This is a genomic window from Microbacterium sp. LMX7-1.2 (assembly GCF_040675935.1).
In the GTDB taxonomy this organism is placed as follows: Bacteria; Actinomycetota; Actinomycetes; order Actinomycetales; family Microbacteriaceae; genus Microbacterium.
Genome location: NZ_JBEGIL010000001.1, coordinates 1,903,309 through 1,925,995 on the forward strand (window position 1 = coordinate 1,903,309; position 22,687 = coordinate 1,925,995).

23 protein-coding genes are annotated in these 22,687 nt (G+C 70.2%); 10 read left to right on the forward strand and 13 right to left on the reverse strand.

Annotation, left to right across the window (positions count from 1 at the left end; genetic code table 11):
- The first annotated feature begins 19 nt into the window (after window positions 1-19).
- Together MRBLMX7_RS09225 and MRBLMX7_RS09230 are read left to right on the forward strand one after the other, a co-directional pair.
- Complete coding sequence (locus tag MRBLMX7_RS09225; protein WP_363367820.1) at window positions 20-667, forward strand: LysE family translocator; 648 nt, start codon at window positions 20-22, stop codon at window positions 665-667.
- A 180-nt stretch (window positions 668-847) separates the two neighbouring features.
- A complete protein-coding gene (locus MRBLMX7_RS09230) occupies window positions 848-1,957 on the forward strand; it encodes an FUSC family protein (protein ID WP_363367822.1) in 1,110 nt (369 codons plus the stop codon).
- A gap of 7 nt (window positions 1,958-1,964) precedes the next feature.
- On the opposite strand, the gene MRBLMX7_RS09235 is transcribed toward MRBLMX7_RS09230, so the two are convergent.
- Window positions 1,965-2,183, reverse strand: coding sequence for an SCO4848 family membrane protein (locus MRBLMX7_RS09235; protein WP_363367824.1), 219 nt, complete (start codon window positions 2,181-2,183; stop codon window positions 1,965-1,967).
- A 48-nt stretch (window positions 2,184-2,231) separates the two neighbouring features.
- Between MRBLMX7_RS09235 and MRBLMX7_RS09240 the strand changes: the two genes are divergently transcribed.
- The 4 genes from MRBLMX7_RS09240 to MRBLMX7_RS09255 all read left to right on the forward strand — a co-directional run bounded on the left by MRBLMX7_RS09240 (window position 2,232) and on the right by MRBLMX7_RS09255 (window position 7,567).
- Complete coding sequence (locus MRBLMX7_RS09240; protein WP_363367827.1) at window positions 2,232-2,906, forward strand: RNA polymerase sigma factor; 675 nt, start codon at window positions 2,232-2,234, stop codon at window positions 2,904-2,906.
- A complete protein-coding gene (locus MRBLMX7_RS09245) occupies window positions 2,903-3,364 on the forward strand; it encodes a hypothetical protein (protein ID WP_363367829.1) in 462 nt (153 codons plus the stop codon). The genes MRBLMX7_RS09240 and MRBLMX7_RS09245 overlap by 4 nt, the downstream gene beginning before the upstream one ends.
- A 141-nt stretch (window positions 3,365-3,505) precedes the next feature.
- Complete coding sequence (locus MRBLMX7_RS09250; protein ID WP_363367831.1) at window positions 3,506-5,068, forward strand: S8 family peptidase; 1,563 nt, start codon at window positions 3,506-3,508, stop codon at window positions 5,066-5,068.
- Between the two features lie 45 nt (window positions 5,069-5,113).
- Complete coding sequence (locus MRBLMX7_RS09255; protein ID WP_363367833.1) at window positions 5,114-7,567, forward strand: CHAT domain-containing protein; 2,454 nt, start codon at window positions 5,114-5,116, stop codon at window positions 7,565-7,567.
- A gap of 238 nt (window positions 7,568-7,805) precedes the next feature.
- Here MRBLMX7_RS09255 and MRBLMX7_RS09260 read toward each other — a convergent pair whose 3' ends face one another.
- Genes MRBLMX7_RS09260 through MRBLMX7_RS09280 form a run of 5 tightly spaced genes read right to left on the reverse strand, consistent with a single transcriptional unit; the run spans window position 7,806 to window position 12,271 of the window.
- A complete protein-coding gene (locus MRBLMX7_RS09260) occupies window positions 7,806-8,609 on the reverse strand; it encodes a DeoR/GlpR family DNA-binding transcription regulator (protein WP_363367835.1) in 804 nt (267 codons plus the stop codon).
- 4 nt (window positions 8,610-8,613) lie between these two features.
- Window positions 8,614-9,465 carry a class II fructose-bisphosphate aldolase gene (locus MRBLMX7_RS09265; RefSeq protein WP_363367837.1) on the reverse strand — a complete coding sequence of 284 codons (852 nt, stop codon included), beginning with the start codon at window positions 9,463-9,465 and terminating at the stop codon, window positions 8,614-8,616.
- A complete protein-coding gene (locus MRBLMX7_RS09270; protein WP_363367839.1) occupies window positions 9,462-10,394 on the reverse strand; it encodes a 1-phosphofructokinase family hexose kinase in 933 nt (310 codons plus the stop codon). Before MRBLMX7_RS09270 ends, MRBLMX7_RS09265 begins: the two co-directional genes overlap by 4 nt.
- The gene (locus MRBLMX7_RS09275; RefSeq protein ID WP_363367841.1) at window positions 10,391-11,350 is read right to left on the reverse strand and encodes an ROK family protein; all 960 of its coding nucleotides are present in this window, start codon (window positions 11,348-11,350) and stop codon (window positions 10,391-10,393) included. Before MRBLMX7_RS09275 ends, MRBLMX7_RS09270 begins: the two co-directional genes overlap by 4 nt.
- A gap of 24 nt (window positions 11,351-11,374) precedes the next feature.
- Window positions 11,375-12,271, reverse strand: coding sequence for an SIS domain-containing protein (locus MRBLMX7_RS09280; RefSeq protein ID WP_363367843.1), 897 nt, complete (start codon window positions 12,269-12,271; stop codon window positions 11,375-11,377).
- 240 nt (window positions 12,272-12,511) lie between these two features.
- On the opposite strand from MRBLMX7_RS09280, the gene MRBLMX7_RS09285 reads away from it, so the two are divergent.
- From MRBLMX7_RS09285 to MRBLMX7_RS09295, 3 genes are read left to right on the forward strand one after another with little or no spacing between them, the layout of a single operon-like run.
- Complete coding sequence (locus MRBLMX7_RS09285) at window positions 12,512-13,762, forward strand: extracellular solute-binding protein (RefSeq protein ID WP_363367845.1); 1,251 nt, start codon at window positions 12,512-12,514, stop codon at window positions 13,760-13,762.
- Window positions 13,763-13,807: 45 nt separating this feature from the next.
- Window positions 13,808-14,797, forward strand: coding sequence for a carbohydrate ABC transporter permease (locus MRBLMX7_RS09290; protein ID WP_363367847.1), 990 nt, complete (start codon window positions 13,808-13,810; stop codon window positions 14,795-14,797).
- A 2-nt stretch (window positions 14,798-14,799) separates the two neighbouring features.
- Window positions 14,800-15,720, forward strand: coding sequence for a carbohydrate ABC transporter permease (locus MRBLMX7_RS09295; protein ID WP_363367849.1), 921 nt, complete (start codon window positions 14,800-14,802; stop codon window positions 15,718-15,720).
- Window positions 15,721-15,750: 30 nt separating this feature from the next.
- Here MRBLMX7_RS09295 and MRBLMX7_RS09300 read toward each other — a convergent pair whose 3' ends face one another.
- Complete coding sequence (locus MRBLMX7_RS09300; RefSeq protein WP_050723404.1) at window positions 15,751-16,050, reverse strand: chorismate mutase; 300 nt, start codon at window positions 16,048-16,050, stop codon at window positions 15,751-15,753.
- Window positions 16,051-16,142: 92 nt separating this feature from the next.
- On the opposite strand from MRBLMX7_RS09300, the gene MRBLMX7_RS09305 reads away from it, so the two are divergent.
- The gene (locus MRBLMX7_RS09305; protein ID WP_363367852.1) at window positions 16,143-17,363 is read left to right on the forward strand and encodes an AI-2E family transporter; all 1,221 of its coding nucleotides are present in this window, start codon (window positions 16,143-16,145) and stop codon (window positions 17,361-17,363) included.
- Between the two features lie 64 nt (window positions 17,364-17,427).
- Here the strand turns inward: MRBLMX7_RS09305 and MRBLMX7_RS09310 are convergent, their stop codons facing one another.
- The 6 genes from MRBLMX7_RS09310 to MRBLMX7_RS09335 all read right to left on the reverse strand — a co-directional run bounded on the left by MRBLMX7_RS09310 (window position 17,428) and on the right by MRBLMX7_RS09335 (window position 22,660).
- Entirely contained in the window at window positions 17,428-18,351 is a 924-nt protein-coding gene (locus tag MRBLMX7_RS09310) for an ABC transporter substrate-binding protein (protein ID WP_363367854.1), read from the reverse strand.
- A gap of 62 nt (window positions 18,352-18,413) precedes the next feature.
- Window positions 18,414-19,151 (reverse strand): ABC transporter permease, encoded by a 738-nt coding sequence (locus MRBLMX7_RS09315; RefSeq protein WP_363367856.1) that lies wholly within the window; start codon window positions 19,149-19,151, stop codon window positions 18,414-18,416.
- Window positions 19,148-19,828: an ABC transporter permease gene (locus MRBLMX7_RS09320; protein ID WP_363367858.1), complete on the reverse strand. Its 681-nt coding sequence runs from the start codon at window positions 19,826-19,828 to the stop codon at window positions 19,148-19,150. The genes MRBLMX7_RS09315 and MRBLMX7_RS09320 overlap by 4 nt, the downstream gene beginning before the upstream one ends.
- Window positions 19,825-20,712: an ABC transporter ATP-binding protein gene (locus tag MRBLMX7_RS09325; RefSeq protein WP_363367860.1), complete on the reverse strand. Its 888-nt coding sequence runs from the start codon at window positions 20,710-20,712 to the stop codon at window positions 19,825-19,827. The genes MRBLMX7_RS09320 and MRBLMX7_RS09325 overlap by 4 nt, the downstream gene beginning before the upstream one ends.
- Window positions 20,713-20,776: 64 nt before the next feature.
- Window positions 20,777-21,079: a DUF427 domain-containing protein gene (locus MRBLMX7_RS09330; RefSeq protein ID WP_363367862.1), complete on the reverse strand. Its 303-nt coding sequence runs from the start codon at window positions 21,077-21,079 to the stop codon at window positions 20,777-20,779.
- A gap of 147 nt (window positions 21,080-21,226) precedes the next feature.
- Complete coding sequence (locus tag MRBLMX7_RS09335; RefSeq protein ID WP_363367864.1) at window positions 21,227-22,660, reverse strand: dihydrolipoyl dehydrogenase family protein; 1,434 nt, start codon at window positions 22,658-22,660, stop codon at window positions 21,227-21,229.
- Between the last annotated feature and the right edge of the window lie 27 nt (window positions 22,661-22,687).

The following is a 22,687-nucleotide window of genomic DNA, read 5'->3' on the forward strand; positions in this document are numbered from 1 at the left end:
CGACGACGGGAGTGACGAGATGAACGAGATCACGATCGTCCTCGCCGCCTCCGGCGCGCTGCTGCTCGGGGCCATGAGCCCGGGACCGAGCTTCGTCCTGGTCGCCCAGGCGTCTCTGGGGGCCTCGCGTCGGGAAGGCGTGGCCACTGCGGTCGGCGTCGGAGCCGGCGGGCTCGCGTTCGCCGTCCTCGCCCTGTGCGGCCTCATCGCCACTCTCATGGCGGTCGAACCGCTCTTCGTGGCCGCGAAGATCCTTGGCGCCGCCTACCTCCTCTGGACCGCCGTCAAGATCTGGCGCGGAGCGCGCATCCCTCTCCCCCAGGTGCCCGCAGGAACGCGGCGGCAAGTCGGAGGCCATCGACTGCACCGTGCATTCCTCCGCGGGTTCGCCGTTCAGCTCAGCAACCCGAAGACCGCGATCGTCTACGCGAGCGTCTTCGCCTCGCTCCTGCCCGCGGACCCGACTCTCGGGCTGGCCGTCGCACTGATCTGCGGAGTCCTCGTCGTCGAGACGGGATGGTACTCGGCCGTGGCCGCAGGACTGTCGATCGCCGTATTCAGAAGGGTCTACGAGCGGACCAAGGCCGGAGTCGACCGAGCAGCGGCCGTCCTGCTCGGGGCACTCGGGGTCAAGCTGCTCCTCTCGGCCTGGGAACGCCCCGCCTAGAGCATCCCGAGATCCGATCACGACCTCGCCCGGCGGTCACACAGCACCTCGCCCGAGCATCCGAACGACGCAGACGTCGATCCAGGCTTCTACCGCGCGCCCGCGCCCGAGACAACCCCGTCGAGCGATCGGGCCGCCGACCGTAGCCTTTCCTCCGGGGAGGTCGGCAGAGAGGACCCCGTGACGAACATCCGCTCGCGCATCCGCCCGCAGCGCCCGGCGATCGTGGCATCCCTGCATGACGCCGTGCGTCCCGCCCGGCTCCTGCTCGTGGCGAAGACCATGCTCGCGGTCGGACTCGCCTGGGTCGTCGCCCCGCATATGCCGGGAGTGACCCAGGAGTACCCGTACTACGCGCCGCTCGGCGCTCTCGTAAGCATGTACCCGACCCTCATGGGCTCCATGCGCTCCAGCGTTCAGACCCTCCTGGGCCTCGCGACCGGCATCGGTCTCGCGGCGATCGTCGTCATCACCGTCGGCCCGACGTGGTGGACGATCCCGGTGGTGGTCGGTGTCGGCGTCTTGGTGTCGGGGACGAACTGGTTCGGCGCCGGCAAGGAGTACGTGCCGATGGCCGCGCTGTTCGTCCTCATCATCGGAGGCCAGAACGCCGACGACTACTCCCTCGGCTACCTGACGCAGACGGCAGTCGGCGTCACGATCGGGCTGCTCGTCAACATCGTGATCGCTCCCGCACCGCTCACGCTCGCCGCCGCCGCGCGCGTGGACACCTTCCGCGACCAGCTCAGCACCCACCTGCACGACATCGGGAACGCCGTGACCGAATCCTGGCCGCCCGAGCATCAGCAGTGGGCCGACGACGCCGCATCGCTCGCCGAGACCACCAGCGGGCTGCGCGCGGCCCTCGCCGACGCCGACGACAGCCGACGCGGCAACGTCCGCGCGCGCGGCGGACGCGGCGAGACGCAGCACGTCCACGCCGAGCTGGCGTCCCTCGACCGGATCGCCCACCTCATCCGCGACATCTCCGACGCCACCGCCGACACGATCTGGGATCGCCCCGGAGCCCTGCGCCTCGACCCCGCCCTGCCCGGACCGCTCGCCGCCGCCTGCCACGCGGTCGCCGACGTCATCGCGCAGCGCGAGCCCGATACGGCCGAGGCCCATCGGGTGCGCGCCGACGCTGCCCGGGCCGTCCGACTGCTGCTCGAGACGGTCGACGACCGCACGATCGAGGCTCATCGCACGATGGGCCCGGGCGTGCTCAGCGCCATGCACCTGCGACGCATCCTGATCCTCTGCGGCACCGGGAAGTCCGCCGAGGACTGACCTGCGACTACAGCGCGCCAGTCAGCGCCGCGATGCCCACGAGCACCGACAGCAGCGCGAGCACCAGGGCGATCGAGATCAGCACGATGTGCACCGTGAGGAACGCGGTCGGCTTACCCGCGGCATCCCTCGCCCTGGGGTCCTTGGCGACGCGGATGTAGAAGCGCGGCCACACGAGCGCGTTGAACGCGGCGTTGAGGAACAGGACGATGGCGAGAAGAGTCACGCCTCCCACGCTAGCGGCGGTGAGGTCCACCGGATTTCGACGCCGTCCATGTATCAGAAAAGCCTTGCCGTGCTCCTGATGGGTGTGCTCACAATAAGACTCATGATCGACGGCGCACCCGACGGCGCCGCCCTCGATCCTGCACCGGACGACGGTGCGGCGCGCTGGCGACGCGCCGCCGACTTCTTCGAGGCATGGCGGGACGGCGACAGCCGCGCGATGGACGACCTCGTGCGGCTCATGACGCCTGTCCTCTGGCATGTCGTGCGCGCCTACGGCCTCGAGCGCACGCTCACCGAGGACGTGATCCAGACGACCTGGATGCAGCTCGTCCGCGGGCACCGGTCGATCACCGAGCCGCGCGCCGTCTCGGCCTGGCTCACGACCACGGCGCGACGCGAAGCGTGGCGCGCGGGCAAGGCCGGACGCAGGGTCGAGACGACCGAGACCGACACGCTCGACGTCCTGCTGCCGCGGCAGGAGTCGGCCGAGGATCGCGCCGCGACCGGCGAGCAGAGCCGCGCGCTCTGGTCGGCCGTGCAGCGTCTCGCGGATCGCTGTCAGCGGCTGCTTCGCGTGATCGCCTTCGAGGAGCGCCCCGACTACGCCCGACTCGCCGGCGAGCTCGGGATGCCGGTCGGCAGCATCGGGCCGACCCGGCAGCGCTGCCTCGCCAAGCTGCGCGCCCTACTGGACGGATCAGCACCGGCGGGTGCGTCATGAGCACGCCCGACCGCGAGGACGCCGAGCTCTTCGCGCAGCTGCGGTCGCTGTGGCGCGACGTCGACCCCATGCCGGCGAGCCTGATCGACCGGATGATCGCGGCCGTCGCCGCAGAGGGACTCTCGGAGGAGTACGCCCTGCTGACGCTCGTCGACCAGCCGCTCGGTGCGGTGCGCGGCGACGCCGACGCACTCACCCTCCAGTTCAGCGACGGCACCACCAGCATCCTGCTGCACGTCACCGGTACGGCGAACGGCCGGCATCGGGTCGACGGCTGGGTCGACACGGCGGCCGCCGAGATCGAACTGCGCCAGGGGGACCGCATCCGCACCACGTCGCCGAGCGAGACCGGACGCTTCGCCTTCGACGACGTGCCCGACGGGTTCACGAGCGTGCGGCTGACCACCACGGTCGGCGGCGAAGCGCGCGTTCTGGCGACTCCGCAGTTCGAGTTGTGATCGATCGTGGGCCTTCCCGCACACAGAGCGGGGTGACCCGCACACTGAGCGGGGATTCCCGCACACACACCGCGGACGACGTCCGCATGGACGCGGGGCGACCCGCAGAGGATGCGGGGACGCCCGCGGAGGGGACCGACGATGGAACAACCGAGGGGATGGAGCTGGCAGGACAGAGCGGAGGGATCGATCCGTCGAGGGACGGCGCTGGATCCGAACGTGGAGCCGGTGGAGGGCGTCCGCGCCTTCCCCACCGCATACCTGCCCGAGCGCCTGCTGATCACGTTCGACCGGGACGACGACACTGAGGCCTACGACGGCGAAGTGAAGGCGCTGCGCGACGCCGCCGCATCCTTCGGGTGGCAGCTCGACATCGAGTCCGAGGAGACGCGTCTGAACGCGGCTCCGCTGCTGCCGGGAGTGCCCGGTTTCCTGCGCGCGCGACTGCTCACACCGGACGAGGCCGTGCGCGGCGAGTCTCCCGTCGCGCCCGACGCCTGGCGGGTGCTGCAGCGTGCGCGACGGAGCACCCGTTCGACCATGCCGCGGACCAGCCTGGAACACGTGGTGTCGATCGACCCCGTCGGGCTCAACCCGTTCAGCCGCACCAACCCCTTCAGCCGCACGAACCCGTTCAGTCGCACGAACCCGGTGCGCGGCGGAGGCTCCGGCGGGAGCGACGACTACCTCGAGCCGGGCCGCGGAGCCCGGCAGCCGGTGACCTGGGTGGGGCCGGCGCCGCAGCGCGGACCGGCGCCGAAGCGCGGCCGCAGGCCCGTCGTCGCGGTGCTCGACACCGGATGCGGCGTGCACGACTGGCTCCCCGATGACATCGTCACGCGGCAGGTCGAGCTCGACGGCGTGCCGATCGGACTCACCGACGACGCCGATCCGGAACGATACCCCGACCTGTACGGGCAGTTGGACGGCGAGATCGACGCCGTGGCCGGACACGGCACGTTCATCGCGGGCATCATCCGACAGGCGGCGCCGGATGCCGACATCCTGTCCGTGCGGATGGCCGGGGCCCTCGGGGTGATCGACGAGAGCACGTTCCTCACGACGGTCGCGCAGGTCGTGGAGCTGCTGCGTCGCCACCGTGCGGACCCCTCGACCGGGCATCCGATCGACGTGCTGAACCTCTCGCTCGGCTACTACCACGAGACCCCCGAGGACGGCCTGTTCAGCACGACGCTCACCGCCCTGCTCAGGAAGGCCCGTGAGCTCGGATGCGTGGTGGTGTGCTCCGCGGGCAACGATGCGATCGACCGGCCGTCGTTCCCGGCATCCCTGTGGCCGTGGCCGGGGGCGGACAACGGCATCGTTCCCGACAAGGATGCGCCGCTGGTCTCCGTCGGCGCCCTCAACCCCTCCGCGCGCTCGGTCGCGTTGTTCTCGAACGTCGGACCGTGGGTGCGCGTCTACGCGCCGGGCGCGGCGGTCGTGAGCACGTCGCCCGGGTTCGTGGGTGGCGAGCAGGCGTCCACGCGGGCCGACGTCGACGGGCTGCACCGCGAGACGATCGACCCGGACGACTATCGGGGCGGCTTCGCGATCTGGAGCGGCACGTCGTTCGCGGCACCGTACGTCGCAGGACGGATCGCCGCACAGCTCGGGTCCGTACCGCCCGCCGGAGTCACGATGAAGGCGGCGACGGCGGCAGTCGACACGGTGCTGAAGGGACTGCCGGCACCGCGGGACTGACTCGTCGCACTTCCACGGAACGCCACATACCGGCATTCTGGGAGGATGCCTCTGACCGCGCGCGAACTGCATCAGCGTGGCGTCGCGGCGGCCAACTCCCGGCGGTTCGGACAGGCGCGGCGCGCGCTCGCCACGGCATCCGCCCGCGCCTCCGATGACGACGACCTCCGCGCGCGCATCGACGGCACGCTGGCGTACGTCCTCGCGCAGACCGGCGAACCGGCCGAGGCCGAGCAGCTGTCGCGGGCCGCCCTCGCCAGGACGGGCCTGCGCGCCGAGACCCTCGCCGTGCTGAACGGCCAGCTCGGCACGCTTCTCATGCACGGCGGCCGACTCGACGAGGCCGAGGACTTCCTCACCCGAGCGATCGACGCCCTCGACGAGAACTCCGTCGAACGGGCGAACCTCCTGATGAGTCGCTCCATGGTCGGGATGCAACGGCACGACCTCCCGCAGTGCGAGTCCGACCTGCGCGCCGCCATCGCCGTATACGAAGCCCTCGGCGACGAGGAGCCGCTGGCCGAGGCGCGCCACAACCTCGGCTACGCGGCCCTGCTCGGAGGCGACCTCATCACGGCGCTCGGTTACATGACCGCGTCGCGTCCGACGTTCGCGGCCACGAGCGCGCTGGCCGTCGCGATCAGCGACCTCGACCGCGCCGAGGTGCTCCGCGACGCAGGACTGACCACCGAGGCCGAGGAGCTGCTCGGCCAGGTCGCGACGCAGTTCGGCGCACAGCGCATGAGGCAGTCCCGCGGCGAGGCGGAGTTCCACCTGGCGCGCTCCCTCCTGCGCCACGACCCGGCCGCGGCCGAGCGTTCGGCTACCACCGCCGCGGGGCGGTTCACCGCCCTCGGCAGCGAGGGGTGGGCGGCGCGAGCCGAGGCCGTGCGGCTCGAGGCGCGGCTGCGCGCTCGTCCGGGCAGCCCCATCGATCACGGTCAGTTCGCGCGCACGAGTGCGGCACTCGCTCGCGGCGGCTTCGCGACCGAGGCCACCGCGCTGACGCTGACCGCCCGACTGGCCGATGGGAAGCGGATGCCGCGGCTCGCCGCCGACGCCCCCACTCCACTGCGACTCCGTGCCCAGGAGGTGCGCGCCGTCCGTGCCTCCGCCGCCGGACGCGATGCCGACGCGCGGCGCGCCGCGGCCGCGGGACTCGACCTGCTCACGTCCTGGCAGCAGTCGTTCGGTGCGCTCGATCTGCAGGCCTCCGTCGCCATGCACGGTACCGAGCTCATGTTCGCGGGGCTCGCGGCGGCGGCGCGCTCGCGCGACCCGCGCATCCTGTTCGAATGGTCGGAGCGGGCGCGGCACCTGAGCCAGCAGGTCGCGCCCGTGCGGCCGCCGCGCGATGCGGAGCTCGCGGCGGACCTCGCCGAGCTGCGGATGCTGCGCGCCGATCTCGCGGGCTCCGACTGGACCGCCGATGCGCGGGTGCGGGTGCTGCGCGATCGTGTGCGCGACCGGCAGTGGTCGACGACCGGCGCAGGCTCCAGCCGCGGCCGACTCGATCTCACGGCGACGCGCGAACGCCTCTCGTCCGGCACGGCGGTGCTCGCCTACGTGTTCACCGGCGTCGATCTGCTCTGCACCGTGGTGACGGCGGACGGCGCGACCGTCGTCGAGCTGTCGTGGCCGCGCATCCGCGCCGCGCTGGATGGGCTCCGGGCCGATCTCGACGTCGCCGCCCTCACGCACGGCGGCCCGATGGCGCGTCTCGTCGCCCGGTCGCTCGACGAGCGGATGCAGGTGCTCGACGTCGAACTCCTGCGGCCGGTCCTCGCCGCGGCGCACGGCGCCGAGCGGCTCGCGCTCACTGTGCCCGGCATCCTCGGCGGCATCCCGTGGGCGATGCTCCCCGGCACGGCATCCGTCCCGTTCACGATCGCGACGTCGGTGTCGCGCTGGCTCGGCGACGACTCGCGGGATGGCAGGCCGGCCCCGCGGGCGACGACGACAATGCGCCGGGCCGGTTTCGCGGCAGGTCCGCGGGTGGTGCGTGCCGACGAGGAGGTGGGCACCGCGGCCAACGCGTGGACGGATGCCACAGTGCTCACGGGCGACGCGGCGCGGGTCTCCGACGTGATCCACCTCGCCGCCGACGCCGACGTGCTGCACATCGCCGCGCACGGCCGCCACGCGGTCGACAATCCGCTGTTCTCGGGATTCGAGCTCGTCGACGGCACGCTGTTCGGGTACGACGTCGATCTGATCCCGCGCGTCCCCGAGACCGTGGTGCTGTCGGCGTGCGAGCTGGGCCGTTCGTCGGTGCGCTGGGGGGAAGAGGCCCTGGGCATGACGCGCGTCTGGCTGCACGCGGGGACGCGGTGCGTGATCGCGGCGCCGGTGGTCGTCGCCGACGACGTCGCATGCGAACTGCTCGGCGCGGTGCACGCACGTCTCGCGGAGGGCGTCGCGCCCGCGGTCGCCCTGGCCTCGGCATCCGAGTCGACCGGGCTCCGCGCCCCGTTCCAGTGCCACGGCGACGGGCTCTGAGACTTTTCTCCACTCGATGTATCAGAACGGGTCGCCCCCGCTCCTGATCTGCAGAAGGTGCCACGCGAAGGGCTTCGGACACGGAGCGCGAGGGAGGCGCGGTCGGAACTGGGGATGCCTCGTGCACTGGGGAGTGCGGGGAACGACACGGCCACCATCTACTCCGGGGATGTCGCGAGGGGTCGCGACATCCCCACCAGGAGTCGCCTCGGGCGGATCCCGCGGAACGGGCCGCGGATCAGCCTGCGGCGACGACCTCGTAGCCCGCAGCGCGCAGGGCCGCGAGATCGGCGGGCGTCGCCCCGTCGTCGGTGAGGATCACGGGGAACAGCTCCGCACCGCCGACGGCGGCGAACGCCACCCGGCCGAGCTTGCTGCTGTCGGTCACGACCACGGCTCGCCCCGCGCGCGCGGCCATCATCCGATTCACGGCCGCCTCGCGCTCGTCCTGCGTGGTCGCCCCGGCGTCGGCGTCCATGCCGTTCACGCCGATGAACGCGATGTCGAGACGGATGCCGCGCAGCAGCTGCTCGACGAAGGGTCCGACGAGCTCGTAGCTGCGCGAGTGGATCACCCCGCCCGTCACGACCACCTTGATGTCGGGGCGGGTCGCGAGCTGGGCCGCGATGTTCACGGCGTTCGTGACGACCGTGATGCCCGATCCCGATCCCGAGCCCGATCCCGAACCCGAACCGAGATCGTCGCGTGCGGCGAGGGCCGCGGCGATCGCCGTGGTCGTGGTGCCTCCGCTGAGCCCCACCACCATGCCGGGGGTCACGAGAGCCGCGGCGGCCTGCGCGATGCTCTCCTTCTGCTGCGTGCGCAAGTGGCTCTTGTACCGGATCGGCAGCTCGTAGGCGACGGTCTGCGCGACCGCGCCCCCGTGCGTCCGGGTGAGCAGGCGCTGCTCGGCGAGCGAATCGAGGTCGCGCCGTGTCGTCGCGGGGGAGGCACCGAACCGCGCCACAAGGTCGTCGACTCCGACCTCGCCGTCGGCGGCGAGCAGGTCGAGGATCGCGTTCAGGCGGGCGGCGCGCTTCATGGCTCTATCCTGCCGTGACGGGTGCGAACGCGAAGAGCCGCAAGAGGCGCGCAGCCTCGTGCGCGAGCGCGTCCCTCGCCGGAGCGAGGTACTTGCGCGAGTCGACGAGCGCGGCATCCGCCTCGAGCACCCCGCGGACGGCGCGCGTGAAGTGGCCGTTGAGGTGCGTCGACACGTTGATCTTCGTCATGCCCGCGCGCACGGCCTGCGCGATGACCTCGTCGGGCACGCCCGAGGACCCGTGGAGCACGAGCGGAACGTCGAGCGCCTCGTGCAGTCGAGCGATCAGATCGAGGTCGAGGGATGCCGTGCGATCGGTCATCGCGTGCGAGGAACCCACCGCGACCGCGAGGGCGTCGACGCCGGTCGCCGCGACGAACGCGCGCGCCTCCGCGGGATCGGTGCGCACACCGGGGGCATGAGCCCCGTCCTTGCCTCCGACCTCGCCGAGCTCTCCCTCGACGTATACGCCGGCTGCGTGCGCCCGCTCCACGACCGCGGCCGTGAGCGCGACGTTCTCGTCGTAGGGCAGCGCACCGCCGTCGAACATGACCGAGCCGAAGCCGAGCGCGATCGCCTCGTCGACGAGCTCCGGGCGCTCGGCATGGTCGAGATGCACCGCCACCGGCGTCGCCGCACGTCGCGCCACCGCGAGCGTGGCCAGGGCGATCGGCTCGAGGCCTCCGTGGTAGTCGGCGCAGTTCTGCGAGATCTGGAGCACGACCGGCAACTGCGCGGCTTCGGCGGCGCGCACGAGCCCCTCTGCGGTCTCCAGGTGGATCACGTTGAACGCGCCGATGCCGGTGCCGCGGGAGGCGGCGTCCGTCACGAGTTCGCGGGCGGACACGAGTGTCACAGTTCTTCCTCTCGAGGGATGGCGGGGACGACGAGGCGTGCTTCGAGCGCCGCCCAGTCGTCGGAGATCTCACCGGCCAGCGGCATCGGCACAGCGGCGGCCGACCAGGCGGTGGCGCGGCGCAGCACGGTCTCGGGGTCGCGCTCGCCGTCGGCGTACAGCACCGCGCAGGCGGCGACAGCGGCATCGCCAGCGCCCGTGGGATTTCCCGCGAGCGGGGCGTCGAGTCGGGCCTGCCGCACCGCGTCCGCAGTGACCGCGAGCATGCCCTCGGCGCCACGCGACAGCAGCACCAGCTCGGCGCCGAGCGCGAGCAGAGCGCGGGCCCCGGCGACGGGGTCGTCGATGCCCGTCGCCTCGACGAGTTCGGCGGCGTTGGGTTTGAGGACGGCCGCTCCCGCCTCCGCCGCGCGGAGCAGTGCGGGGCCGGAGGTGTCGACGATCGCGGGGACGCCGGCGTCCCGCGCCGTGCCGATCAGCAGCGGCACGAGGGTGTCGGGCGCTCCGGGAGGGAGGCTGCCGGAGATCACGAGCGTGCGGGCGCTCGGCAACGCGTCGACGACTTCTCCGAACAGCGCCGCCCATTCGGCATCCGTGGGGTTCGCGCCCCGCTCGTTGACGATGGTGGTGTCGCCGAGCTCCTCGTCGACGATCGCGACCGTCTGCCTCGTCGGCGCCGCGACCTGCACCAGCCGATGCGGGACGCCGCTCGCACCGAGATCGGCCGCGAGCGCGATGCCGGTGCGGCCGCCCGCCGTGGCGAGGGCGAGCACCGAAGCGCCCTGCGCGTGCGCCACCCTGGCGACGTTGAGACCCTTGCCGCCGGCGCGGGCTGCTCCGGCATCCGCGCGGTGCGTGGCACCGAGGGTCAGCCGATCCACGCGCCAGGTGAGGTCGAGCGCCGGGTTCGGGGTGACGGTGAGGATCATGCGAGCTCCCTCGCGCGCAGCGCCGCCCCGAGTATCCCGGCGTTGCCGGAGAGCTCGGCGGGGACGAGGTCGGGGATGCGGTGGAAGCTCAGCCGCTCCGCGAGTCGCGCGCGCAGCTCGTCGAACAGCGCCCCGCCCGCACGCGAGAGCCCTCCGCCGATCACGATCGCCTGCGGCGCCACGACCGCGGTGAGCTGGGCGAGCGACAGGGCGAGTGCGTCGAGGGCCGAGGTCCAGATCTCCGCCGCGATCGGATCGCCCGCCGTGGCGCGCGCGATCACGTCCTTGGCTCCGTCCGGCACCTCGCCCGTGGCGTCGAGGTAGCGGCGGACGATCGCCCCGGCCGAGGCCACGGCCTCGAGGCAGCCGCGGGCGCCGCACGGGCAGATCGGCCCCTCGGCGATCGGCGAGTGCCCGATCTCGCCCGCGTACCCGCCTGCCGTGTACGGCTCGCCGCCGAGGATGAGCGCGCCGGCGATCCCCGTGCCGATCACCAGCACGACCGAGTCCGAGTAGGCCCGAGCGCCACCGAGGCGGTGCTCGGCCCAGCTGGCCGCGCGCACGTCGTGGTCGAACGCGACCGGCAGCCCGAGTCTCTGCGCAGCCAGGTCGCGGATCGGCGCGTCGCGCCAGCCCAGGTTGCTCGCGAAGACGCCGAGTCCGGCATCCGCGTCCACGATGCCGGGGACGACGAGCCCGACCGCACGCGGCACGACGTCGGGGTGCGCGGACGTGAGCTCGCGGGCGAGGTCGCCGAGACGGTCGATGACCGCCGCCGTGCGATCGCCCTCGACGACCGGGGTGGGCGTGCGACGCAGGTCGAGCGCGGTCCCGTCGGGTGCGAACAGGGCCGACTTGATGTCCGTCCCGCCCACGTCGAACGCCAGGACGGCGGGCCCCTCGCCGAGAGACGGCGCCCCGGTGAGGGGCGCTCGCGCGCCGTCAGATGTGGTCATCGGCTTCTCCGAGAGAGGCTGGCGTCATGCATCCAGGATGACGGATCGCGTGAGGTTGCGCGGCTGATCGGGGTCGAGGCCACGCGCCAGGGCTCGGTCGAGGGCGACGCGGTGCACGCGCACGAGGTCGGCGAGCGGATCGATCGGATGCTGCACGAAACGCGCTCCCGTCGCCTCGACCTGCGCCGCGAGGCCGTCGGGGGCGTCCCCGAACTGCCACGTGATGCGGCCGGGTGCCGCGATCGCGATCGGCCCGTGCCGGTACTCCATGGAGGCGTAGGACTCGGTCCACGACTGGGAGGACTCGCGCATCTTGAGCGCGGCCTCGTGCGCGAGGCCCACTGTCCACCCGCGGCCCAGGAACGTGTACTGCTCGGCGTCGCCCAGGGCGGGATCGTCGTCCGCGGCGAGCACGGCGGAGGCGTCGTCGATGGCTCGGGTCAGATCCTCGCCCAACGATGCGCGGAACAGCGCGAGTGCTGTGGTGGCGAAGCGCGTCTGCACGACCGACTTCTCGTCGGCGAACGGGAGGAGCAGGGCGTCGTCGACCATGCCGACCAGCGGTGAGGTCTCGTCGCCGATGACACCGATCACGCGGGAGCGTCCCTTGAGGCGTTCGGCGATTTCCAGCACCTCCGTCGTGGTGCCGGATCGGCTCAGCGCGATGACGGCGTCGTAGCCGCGGTCGACGAACGACTCGGACGCGGCGAACGCGTCGGTCTCGCCGAGGCCGGCGGTCTCGCGCAGCACGGCATACGCCTGCCCCATGAACCAGGAGGTGCCGCATCCCACCACCGCCACGCGTGCTCCGGCGGCGGGGAGCAGAGCCTGCTGATCGCGCAGATCGGCGGCCTTCGCCCAGGTCTCGGGCTGCGAGGTGAGCTCGTCACGCATGTGCGCGCCGGCGGAGGTTGTGGTCATGGCTTCGCCTTTCGGATCTCGTTCGACGTGATTGATGCACTTTTGTGATCGAAATACGTCAATATCAATCATAGTATGACGTTCAAACACAGGATTCCAGAACACCGTCGAGAAACCTCTTGATTAGTTCATAGGCCTGACAAATAATCATTCTCGTTCTACGCATCGTCGCGTACGACCGTTCGCGACACCGTGCACTGCCCTCCCGATCACCATCACCAACAGTGAGGAATGCAACACATGAAGAAGTCACTGCGGTTCGGCGCGGTCGCACTCGCGGCCACCGCCACACTCACACTCGCCTCGTGCGGCTTCAGCGGCGGCTCGGGAGGCGACGGAGGCGACGCCGACGGCAAGACCACGCTCGACATGCTCGTCCCCAGCTACTCCGACGCGACCAAGGGTCTGTGGGAGGACGTGATCACCGGGTTCGAGAAGGAGAACCCCGACATCGACGTCAAGCTGGAAGTGCAGTCCTGGGACAACCTCGAGAAGGTCGTCTCGACGAAGATCCAGGCCGGCGAGGCTCCGGACATCTACAACGGCGGCCCCTTCGCCGGCTTCGTCGGCGACGAGCTGCTGTACCCGGCGAAGGACGTCGTCTCCGAGGACACGTACTCCGACTTCCAGGACTCGTTCATCGCGAACGCCGAGGTCGACGGCACTGCATATGCGCTTCCGCTGATCGCCTCGGCGCGTGCGCTGTTCGTGAACAACGCGCTGCTCGAGCAGGCCGGTGTGACCGAGGCTCCGAAGACCTGGGACGAGCTGCTGGACGCCGCGACCAAAATGTCGGCTCTCGGGGGCGGCGTCGCCGGTTACGGCATGCCGCTCGGCTCGGAGGAGGCCCAGGCCGAGGCGGCCGTGTGGCTGTGGGGCGGCGGCGGATCGTTCGGCGACGCGTCCGAGATCACGATCGACACCCCGGAGAACCTCGCGGGCGCGGAGCAGATCAAGAAGATGATCGACGCCGGTGCGACGCAGGCCGACCCCGGCTCGACGCAGCGCTCGCCCCTCATGGACATCTTCATCCAGGGCAAGATCGGGATGCAGGTGGGCCTGCCGCCGACGGTGGGGCAGATCGAGGAGGGCAACCCCGACCTCGACTACTCGATCGTGCCGATCCCGACGAAGGACGGCTCGGCGTTCACGCTCGGCGTCATGGACCAGCTCATGGCCTTCCAGAACGACGACGACAAGAAGGACGCCATCACCAAGTTCTTCGACTACTACTACTCCGCCGACGTGTACGTGCCGTGGGTGCAGGCCGAGGGCTTCCTGCCCGTCACCAAGTCCGGCGCCGAGAAGCTCGGCGGTGACGAGAAGCTGAAGCCGTTCCTCGACGTGCTCCCGGACGCGCAGTTCTACCCGTCGACGAACCCGAAGTGGTCGGCCGCCGACGGTGCGTTCAAGTCGCTGTTCGGACAGCTGCAGTCGAAGTCGGCGCAGGACGTGCTGACCGAGATCCAGGCGCAGGTCGACGCGGGCTGAGCCGCGCATCCGCAGACACCCATCACGGAGAGGTTCGAGAATCCCATGAGCCAGACCACAGAATCCTCGAACCCCGCGGGGGCGGCCACCGGCCGTCCCCGCGCCACCGGGTCCCGAGCGAGAGGAGCCGGGTCGGACCCCGCGCCGCGCAAGCCCGGCGTCAAGGACCTGCTGCAGGCTCTGCCGTGGATAGCTCCGGCGCTCGTGCTCATCATCGGCGTGGTGCTGTTCCCCGCCGGGGTGATGTTCTTCAACTCCACCCGCGACATCTCCCTGTCGGGCCTCGACAAGGGCTCGGTCGGGTTCGACAACTTCGCGACCGTGTTCGGGTTCGCCGAGTTCTGGCCCATCCTCGGCCGCACGATCGTGTGGGTCGTGGCCGTGGTGTTCTTCACCGTCGCGATCTCCCTCGGCCTCGCGCAGATCCTCAACAAGGCGTTCCCCGGACGCCAGATCGTGCGCATGGCCGTGATCGTGCCGTGGGCGGCCTCCGTGGTCATGACCACGATGGTGTTCTACTACAGCCTCGAGCCGTACTTCGGAGTGTTCAACAAGTTCCTCTACGACATCGGCCTGTCCGACGACGCCGTCGGCTACGGCTGGACCAAGAACCCCGCCACCGCGTTCACCTGGTCGATCGTCATCGCGATCTTCGTGTCCCTGCCGTTCACGACCTACACGATCCTCGCCGGGCTCCAGACGGTCCCGGCCGACGCGATCGAGGCCGCGAAGATGGACGGCGCCGGTCCCGCCCGCACCTACTGGACGATCATCCTGCCCCAGCTGCGCAGCGCCCTCGCCGTCGCGATCCTCATCAACATCATCAACGTCTTCAACTCCCTTCCGATCCTCAAGGTCATGACCGGCTCCATCCCCGGCTACGACGCCGACACGATCATGACGATGATCTTCAAATACATCGAGCTGCAGAAGAAGGTCGACGTCGCCAGCGCCCTGTCCGTCGTGGCCTTCCTCATCGTGATCGTGATCGTCGCGGTCTACGTCAAAGCCGTCAAGCCCATGAAGGAGGTCTGACCGTGACCCTGACCGAGACCGCCCTCGTCACCACCGCCGGCACCACCCCCGCCCCGCGTCTGCCCGGCCGCAAGCGCCGGTACACCGCCGACCAGGTCACCCTCCCCCGCGTCATCCTGCGCACCGCCGCCGGGTTCCTCGTGCTCGCGATCTTCGTGCTGCCGTACCTCATCATGTTCTTCGGGTCCGTGAAGACCAAGTCGCAGATCCGCTCCGTCGACCCCACCTACCTCCCCGTCGAATGGCACTGGGAGAACTACTTCACGATGTGGTCGACGCCCGAGACGCCGCTGCCGTACAACCTCATCTCGACTGTCGTGATCTCCGTGTTCGCGACGCTGCTCGTGCTGCTCGTCTCACTACCCGCCGCGTACTACACGGCGCGCTTCCGATTCCCCGGGCGCATGGTCTTCCTGTTCCTCGTGATCGTCACGCAGATGCTGCAACCGGCCGTCCTCACCTCGGGCCTGTTCCGCCAGTTCACGACCCTCGGCCTCGGTGACACGTGGGCCGCGATGATCTTCATCAACGCCGCCTTCAACCTGTCGTTCGCCGTGTGGATCATGCACTCGTTCTTCGCCGGCATCCCCAAGGAGGTCGACGAAGCCGCCCAGATCGACGGCGCCGGACGCCTCACAGTCCTCTTCAAGATCAACCTGCCGCTCGTCTGGCCCGGCATCGTCACCGCGATCGTCTTCACGTTCGTCGCGTGCTGGAACGAGTTCGCCGCGTCGCTCGTCATCCTCTCCACCGACAAGAACCAGCCCCTGTCCGTCGCGCTGACGAAGTTCGTGGGTCAGTACGAGACGAGCTGGCAGTACGTGTTCGGCGTCTCGATCGTCGCGATCCTGCCCGTCGTCATCCTCTTCATGCTCATCGAGAAGCGCCTCGTCGGCGGCCTCACCGCAGGCAGCGTGAAGTAAGCGGGCGCGAGGGCGGCCGCGAGCCGGGGGTCAGCGCCCCTCGGCGGCCTCCGTGTGGTGGCGGATCACCTCGGCGACGACGAAGTTGAACCACTTCTCGGCGAACTCCGGATCGAGGTGCGCCTCTTCGGCGAGCGCGCGCAGACGCGCGACCTGCTGCTCTTCGCGGCCGGGGTCGGATGCCGGCATGTCGTGCTCGGCCTTCAGGTGGCCCACCTGTTGCGTGGCGCGGAAGCGCTCCGCGAGCATGAAGATGAGCGCGGCGTCGATGTTGTCGATGCTGGCGCGGAGGCGGAGCAGTTCAGCCCGGGGATCGTCGGCGGCGGTCATGCCCCTACTCTACGGACACCGGGGTCCCACCGACCCGCCGGATGACGCGCGACGACGGGGGCCCGAGGCTGCCCGCCCGCTATCGTGAGCACATGAGCGAAGAAGAGCAGTCCGCGCCCGAGACGCCCGCGGCACCCGCATCCGCTCCCCCGACATCGGTCGCTGCGACGTCCGCGCCCGCCGATGCGACGCCGACCACCGGTGAACACCATGCCGTCGCCACCGCCCGCACCGTGGTCGAGCCCATGACGCCGAGCCGGTCGTTCTGGACGCGCATCGACCGCCCCTTCGTGTTCGGGTTCCTCGTGACTCTCGGCGGACTCGCCGCGCTCGTACTGGGCCTCGCACTCACGAGCCTGTCGACCGTGCTCATCTACATCGCACTCGCCCTGTTCGCCGCCCTCGGGCTGGACCCCGCCGTCCGGTTCCTCGAACGTCGCGGGCTCTCACGGGCGATCTCCGTCGTGGTGGTGATCCTCGCGCTCATCGTCGTCGTGGGACTCATCCTCTGGATGATCGTGCCGATCGTGATCGAGCAGATCGCGAGCTTCGTGCGCTCCGTGCCCGGCATGATCCAGGAATTCACGCGCAGCGACATCTACGCGACGCTCGAGGCGCAGTTCGGCGACCAGTTCGAGGACCTCGTCGCCGACGTGCAGAAGTTCCTCACCGACCCCGGCAACATCGCCGCGATCGGCGGAGGCGCGCTGCAGATCGGCGCGTCGATCGCGACGGGCATCTCCGGCGCGATCGTCGTGCTCGTGCTGACCCTGTACTTCGTCGCGACGCTGCCGGCCATCAAGACCGGTCTGCTGCGCCTCGCCCCCGCGCGCGACCGGGCTCGCGCCGGCGACATCACCGACCAGATCACCGACTCGGTGGGCGGCTACGTCATGGGGATGGTGGTGCTCGCGTTCTTCAACGCGATCCTCGCCTTCCTCCTGTATCTGTTCCTGGGACTGCCGTTCCCGCCCCTCATGGCGACCGTCGCCTTCTGTATCACGCTGATCCCGCTGGTGGGGTCGGTGATGTTCTGGATCATCGGCACCGGGCTCGCGCTGTTCACGAATCCGATCGGTGCGCTGATCTTCGCGATCGTCTACCTGGTCTACATGCAGGTCGAGGCCTACGTCATCACGCCCAGGGTCATGAACAAGGCGATCTCGATCCCCGGATCGCTGGTGGTCATCGGTGCCCTGGCCGGCGGCACGCTGCTCGGACTCCTCGGCGCCCTCGTGGCGGTCCCTGTCGCGGCATCCATCCTGATCATCATCAAGCAGGTGTGGGTGCCCCGGCAGGATGCTCGTGTCTAGCCCGCTGCGCTCACGCAGAAGCGCCCGGGGCCGAGGCCCCGGGCGCTTCATGTGAGACGACGACTCAGAGGAGGTCGTTGTCCGTCAGCCACTGCTTGGCGATGTCGGCCGAGGACTTCTGGTCGACCGTGCTCTGCACGTTGAGGGCGACGAGCTCCTCGCCCGTGAGCTTGGCGCTGATCGCGTTCAGCACGTCGGAGACCTCGTCGGCGATGTCGCTCGACACGATCGGCACGACGTTCGACGAGATGATGAGGTTCTCGGGGTCCTCCAGGGCCACGATGTCCTCGGTCTCGAACGCCGGGTCGGCGGTGTAGATGTCCGCGACCTGGATCGCTCCGGCGAGCAACGACTCCAGCGTGGTCTGGCCGGTGGCCGAGAACGCCAGGTCGACACCGTAGACCTCCTTTGCACGAGCCGGGCTGTACGGACGCTGCTCGAACTCGGGCGAAGCGCCGATCGTGACCTGGGTGGTGACGTTCTTAAGGTCGCCGATCGTCTTCAGGTCGTTCTCCTCGGCGAAGCTCTTCAGCACCGTGTAGGAGTCCTGGTCGGTGGCCTCGGCGAAGTCGAGGGCCGACAGGCCGTCGGGCAGCGCGTCGCCCAGGGCCGTGTAGACGTCCTCGGGGCTCGTGACGGTGACCTCGTCGTCCGACAGGTACTCGAGCAGGCTGCCCGTGTACTCGGGGAAGACGTTGATCGCGCCGGACTCGACGTCCGGCATGTATGCGTCGCGCTGCCCGATATTGAGCTTCTTCTCGACGTCGAAGCCGGCCGCCTCGAGCGCCTGCGCGTAGATCTCGGCGATGATCTCGTTGGAGTAGTACGCCTGCGAGCCGACGACGATCGTGTCGCCGTTGCCCGAGCCCTCACCGGAGTCGGTCGGCTCGTCGAGCGGGTTGCTCGACGCGCAGGCCGACAGGGCGAGTGCCGCCGCGGCCACCAGGCCGACGGCGAAGACGGAGCGCTTGCCTCGTGATGTGAACATGGGATTCCTCTTCTCTGGAACTGCTGCTGTGTGACGAAGGGTCGGTGGGTTCCGCGGCTGGCTCAGGCCGTGGCGGGAGCGGATGCCGTCGCCGCCGCGTCTGCGCGAGCACGTCGGCGGGTGGGTCGACCGGCGGCGCGGAGGCCGGCCGGGACCGCCGCGTGCTGAGCGGCGGCGAGGAGCAGGTCGACGATCAGTGCGAGCACGGCGACCAGGAGGGCGCCCGCGAGCACCTGGTCGAAGCGGCGCAGCGGGATGCCCTGGATGATCGGGTAGCCGAGTCCCCCGAGGTTGACGTAGGCCGCGATGGTCACGGTCGCGATCACCTGCAGGAGAGCGGACCGGATGCCGCCGACGAGCAGGGGCAGCCCGAGGGGCACCTCGACCTTCCAGAACACCTGCCATCCCGTCATGCCCATGGACTTCGCCGCGTCGATCACGCGCCGGTCGATGGCCTCGAGTCCCGTGTACGCGCCGGCGAGGAGCGAGGGGATCGCGAGCAGCACGAACGTGATGACGGCCGCCTCGGGGATGCGCAGCACTCCGAGGAGGAGAACGAGCAGGATCAGCAGACCGAAAGCCGGGATCGCGCGTGCGGCACCGGATACCGCGACCGCGATCTCCCGACCCTTGCCCGTGTGGCCGATGAGCCACCCGACCGGCAGCGCGATCGCCGCCGCGATCAGGACCGAGATCGCGGTGAGCAGGAGGTGCTGGCCGAGGAGCTTCGGCAACGCGTAGTTTCCCGTCCACTGCTCGGGCGCGAACATCCAGGCGAAGGCTTCGGCGAAGAGGTTCATGCGGGAGCTCCCACGGCGATGGCACGGGCTGCGGTCGACTTCTTCGAGGCTCGGGTCCACGGCATCAGCGCGCGCCCGAGCAGCAGCAGGATCAGGTCGATGATCAGGGCGATGACCACCACCGCGATGACACCCGCGACGACCTCGGCGATGATGCGGCGCTCGAGCCCGTTCGTGAACAGGTAGCCGAGATTCGTCACGCCGATCAGCGTGCCGACCGTCGCGAGAGAGATGGTGCTGACGGCGGTGACGCGAAGGCCGGCGAGGATCACGGGACCGGCGAGCGGGAACTCCACGGCCCAGAATCGCCGGAACGCGGCGAAACCCGTCGCCGTGGCGGCCTGGCGAACGTCGTCGTCGACCGAGTCGAGGCCGTCCGACACTGCACGCACGAGGATCGCGATCGCGTAGATCGTGAGGGCGATCACGAGGTTCGACTCGCTGATCGCCGAGTAGCCGAGCGTGGCCGGCAGCAGAATCAGCAGCGCGAGCGAGGGGATCGTGTAGAGCAGCCCCGTCAGCACGATGATCGGACCGCGCACGAGCCGGAACCGCCAGGCGATCCACCCCAGTGGCAGCGACAGGACGAACCCGATCACGATGGGGATGATGCTCTGACGCAGGTGCACCAGCGTCAGGTCGAGGATCAGCCCGAGGTTGTCGCCGACCCAGTTCACGGGTGACCGCCCTGCAGGGCATCGAGGGCAGCCGTGTCCGGACCGGAGAGCGGCCCGTCGGCCTTCTCGGCCTCGGCGACGATCGCACCCTGGGTGCGCCCCTCGGAGTCGACGACCACGGTGCCGTGCGGCGTCGTCTTGAGGTGCAGCGCTCGACGGCCGCGGTCGGCGCCGATGAACGTCGCCACGAAATCGTCGGCCGGGTTCTCGATGATCTCGCTGGGGCTGCCCACCTGGACGATGCGGGCTCCCTTGTCGAGGATCACGACCTGGTCTCCGAGCAGGAACGCCTCGTCGATGTCGTGCGTCACGAACACGACCGTTTTGTCGAGCTCGTGCTGCAGACGCAGCGTCTCCTGCTGCAGGTCGGCCCGCACGATCGGGTCGACCGCGCCGAAGGGCTCGTCCATGAGGAGGATGTTCGGGTCGGCCGCGAGGCCGCGGGCCACGCCCACGCGCTGCTGCTGCCCTCCCGAGAGCTGACTCGGGTACCGGTCGGCGAGCGCCTGGTCGAGACCCACCGTGTCGAGCAGCTCGCGGGAGCGCTGGTGCGCCTGGGCCTTCTTCACCCCGTTGAGGCGGAGCACGGTCGCGACGTTCTCGATGACCGTGAAGTGCGGCATGAGCCCGGAGTTCTGCATCACGTAGCCGATGCTGCGGCGCAGTGCCACGGGATCGCCCGCGAGGACGCTCTCTCCGTCGATCTCGACCTCTCCCGAGGTCGGCTCCACCATGCGGTTGATCATGCGGAGCAGGGTGGTCTTGCCGCATCCCGACGACCCGACGAAGACGGTCGTCTTCCGCGATGGCAGGACCAGACTGAAGTCGTTCACGGCGACGGCGCCACCGGGGAACTTCTTCGTGACGTTGCGGAATTCGATCATGGCTGTGCTCCAGTCGGTCGATCGACGAGTCGGACATCGGCGCCGTGGCGCCGCCAGACGGTGGTCATGCCTCGATCTGCACGTGGGGATCGAAGGCGACGAAGCCCGAGAAGTCCTTGCCCACGCGGTCGAACGCCGACGGGTAGGGGGTCGGGTACGACCAGGCGTAGTCGGTGTGCAGCTCGTCACCCGCCCGAACCGAGTAGTACTGCGCCGCACCCTTCCACGGGCACGTGTACGGGGTCGGGCTCTCGACGAGCACCCCCTCGGTGATCGACGCCGGCGGGAAGTACCAGTTCCCCTCGATGCGGGCGAGGTCGCTCTCGTCTGCTTCGGCGATGACGGTTCCTGCGAGTACAGCCTTCATGGTCCTGCCTCCTCGGATGTGGGTATGAGCGTATAAGAGGTGTGCGACATCCGTCCCGCTCTTGCGCGAAGGGTCGTCAATGTGCGAAACAATTCCCGATCTGTTCGTCACGATGCCCGCAGTGGATTGCCTGCGAGGACAGGATGCTCAGGCCGACTGGCGTCCGTAGCCCTCCAGGAGCCGCAGCCAGATCTCACTGACCGTCGGATAGGCGGGCACGGCGTGCCACAGCCGCGCGATCGGCACCTCCCCGGCGACCGCGATCGACGCCGCCTGCACCAGCTCGGCGACCTCGGGCCCGACGAACGTCGCTCCCAGCACGACATCGCGCGCGCTGTCGATCACGAGTCGCGCCTGGCCCTCGAAGCCGTCCTCGTAGACGCTCGCGCCCGCGACCGATCCGAGGTCGTAGTCGACCACTGCGACCTCATGCCCCGCCTCGCGCGCCTGCGCCTCTGTGAGGCCGACCGAGGCGACTTCGGGGTACGAGAACGTCACCTGCGGAGCCGCGGAGTGGTCGGCGGTCGCGACGTGCCGCCCCCACGGGGCGTCGTCCACGGCATCCCCCTTCGCACGCGCCACGATCACGTCTCCGGCCGCGCGCGCCTGGTACTTGCCCTGGTGCGTGAGGAGCACGCGCCCGTTGACGTCGCCGACGGCGTAGAGCCAGTCCGAACCCGGGACGCGAAGGGTGTCGTCGACGTCGATCCAACGGCCGGGTTCGAGCCCGACGACCTCGAGGCCGACATCGCCGCTCCGCGGCCGGCGCCCCGTCGCCACCAGGACCTCGGATGCCGTGACCGTCGACCCGTCGGACAGCTCGATCGTGACGCCGTCGTCGCCGCGCGACACCCTCGTCGTGCCGGTGCCGGTGCGCACGTCGACGCCGATCTCGGCCAGGCCCTTCGAGACGCGCTCTCCCGCGAACGGCTCGAGCGAGCCGAGCAGATCGCCGCGCGCGATCACGGTGACGGTGGAGCCGAGCGAGGCATACACGGTCGCCATCTCGACCGCGACGACGCCGCCGCCGATCACGGCGAGGGACTCGGGCAGCTCCTCGGCGCTCGTGGCCTCGCGGCTCGTCCACGGCTCGGCATCGGCCAGCCCCGGGATCGGCGGGATGACGGCATCCGATCCCGTGCTGATCGCGACCGCATGACGCGCCCTGATCACACGCGTTCCACCGTCGGCATCCGTCACCGTCACCTCACGCTCGCCGGTCAGCCGACCGTGGCCGCGGGCGAGATCGATGCCGGCCGAGTCGAGCCATTTCACCTGCCCGTCGTCGGACCAGTTGCTCGTGAACGAATCGCGGCGGTCGAACACCGCTCGCACGTCGAGGGTGTCGGTCACGGCCTGTGCCGCCCCTCCCACCTTCTGCGCCGCGCGCAGCGCCTGCGCCGGCCGGAGCAGCGCCTTCGACGGCATGCACGCCCAGTAGGAGCATTCGCCGCCGACGAGTTCGCTCTCGACGATGATGGCGCTCAGCCCGCCCTGCACGGCTCGGTCGGCGACATTCTCGCCCACCGCCCCGCCGCCCAGCACGATCAGGTCGTATTCGTCGTTCTTCTCCGCAGCCATGGTCACCTCTCCGTCGACGGTCCGCAT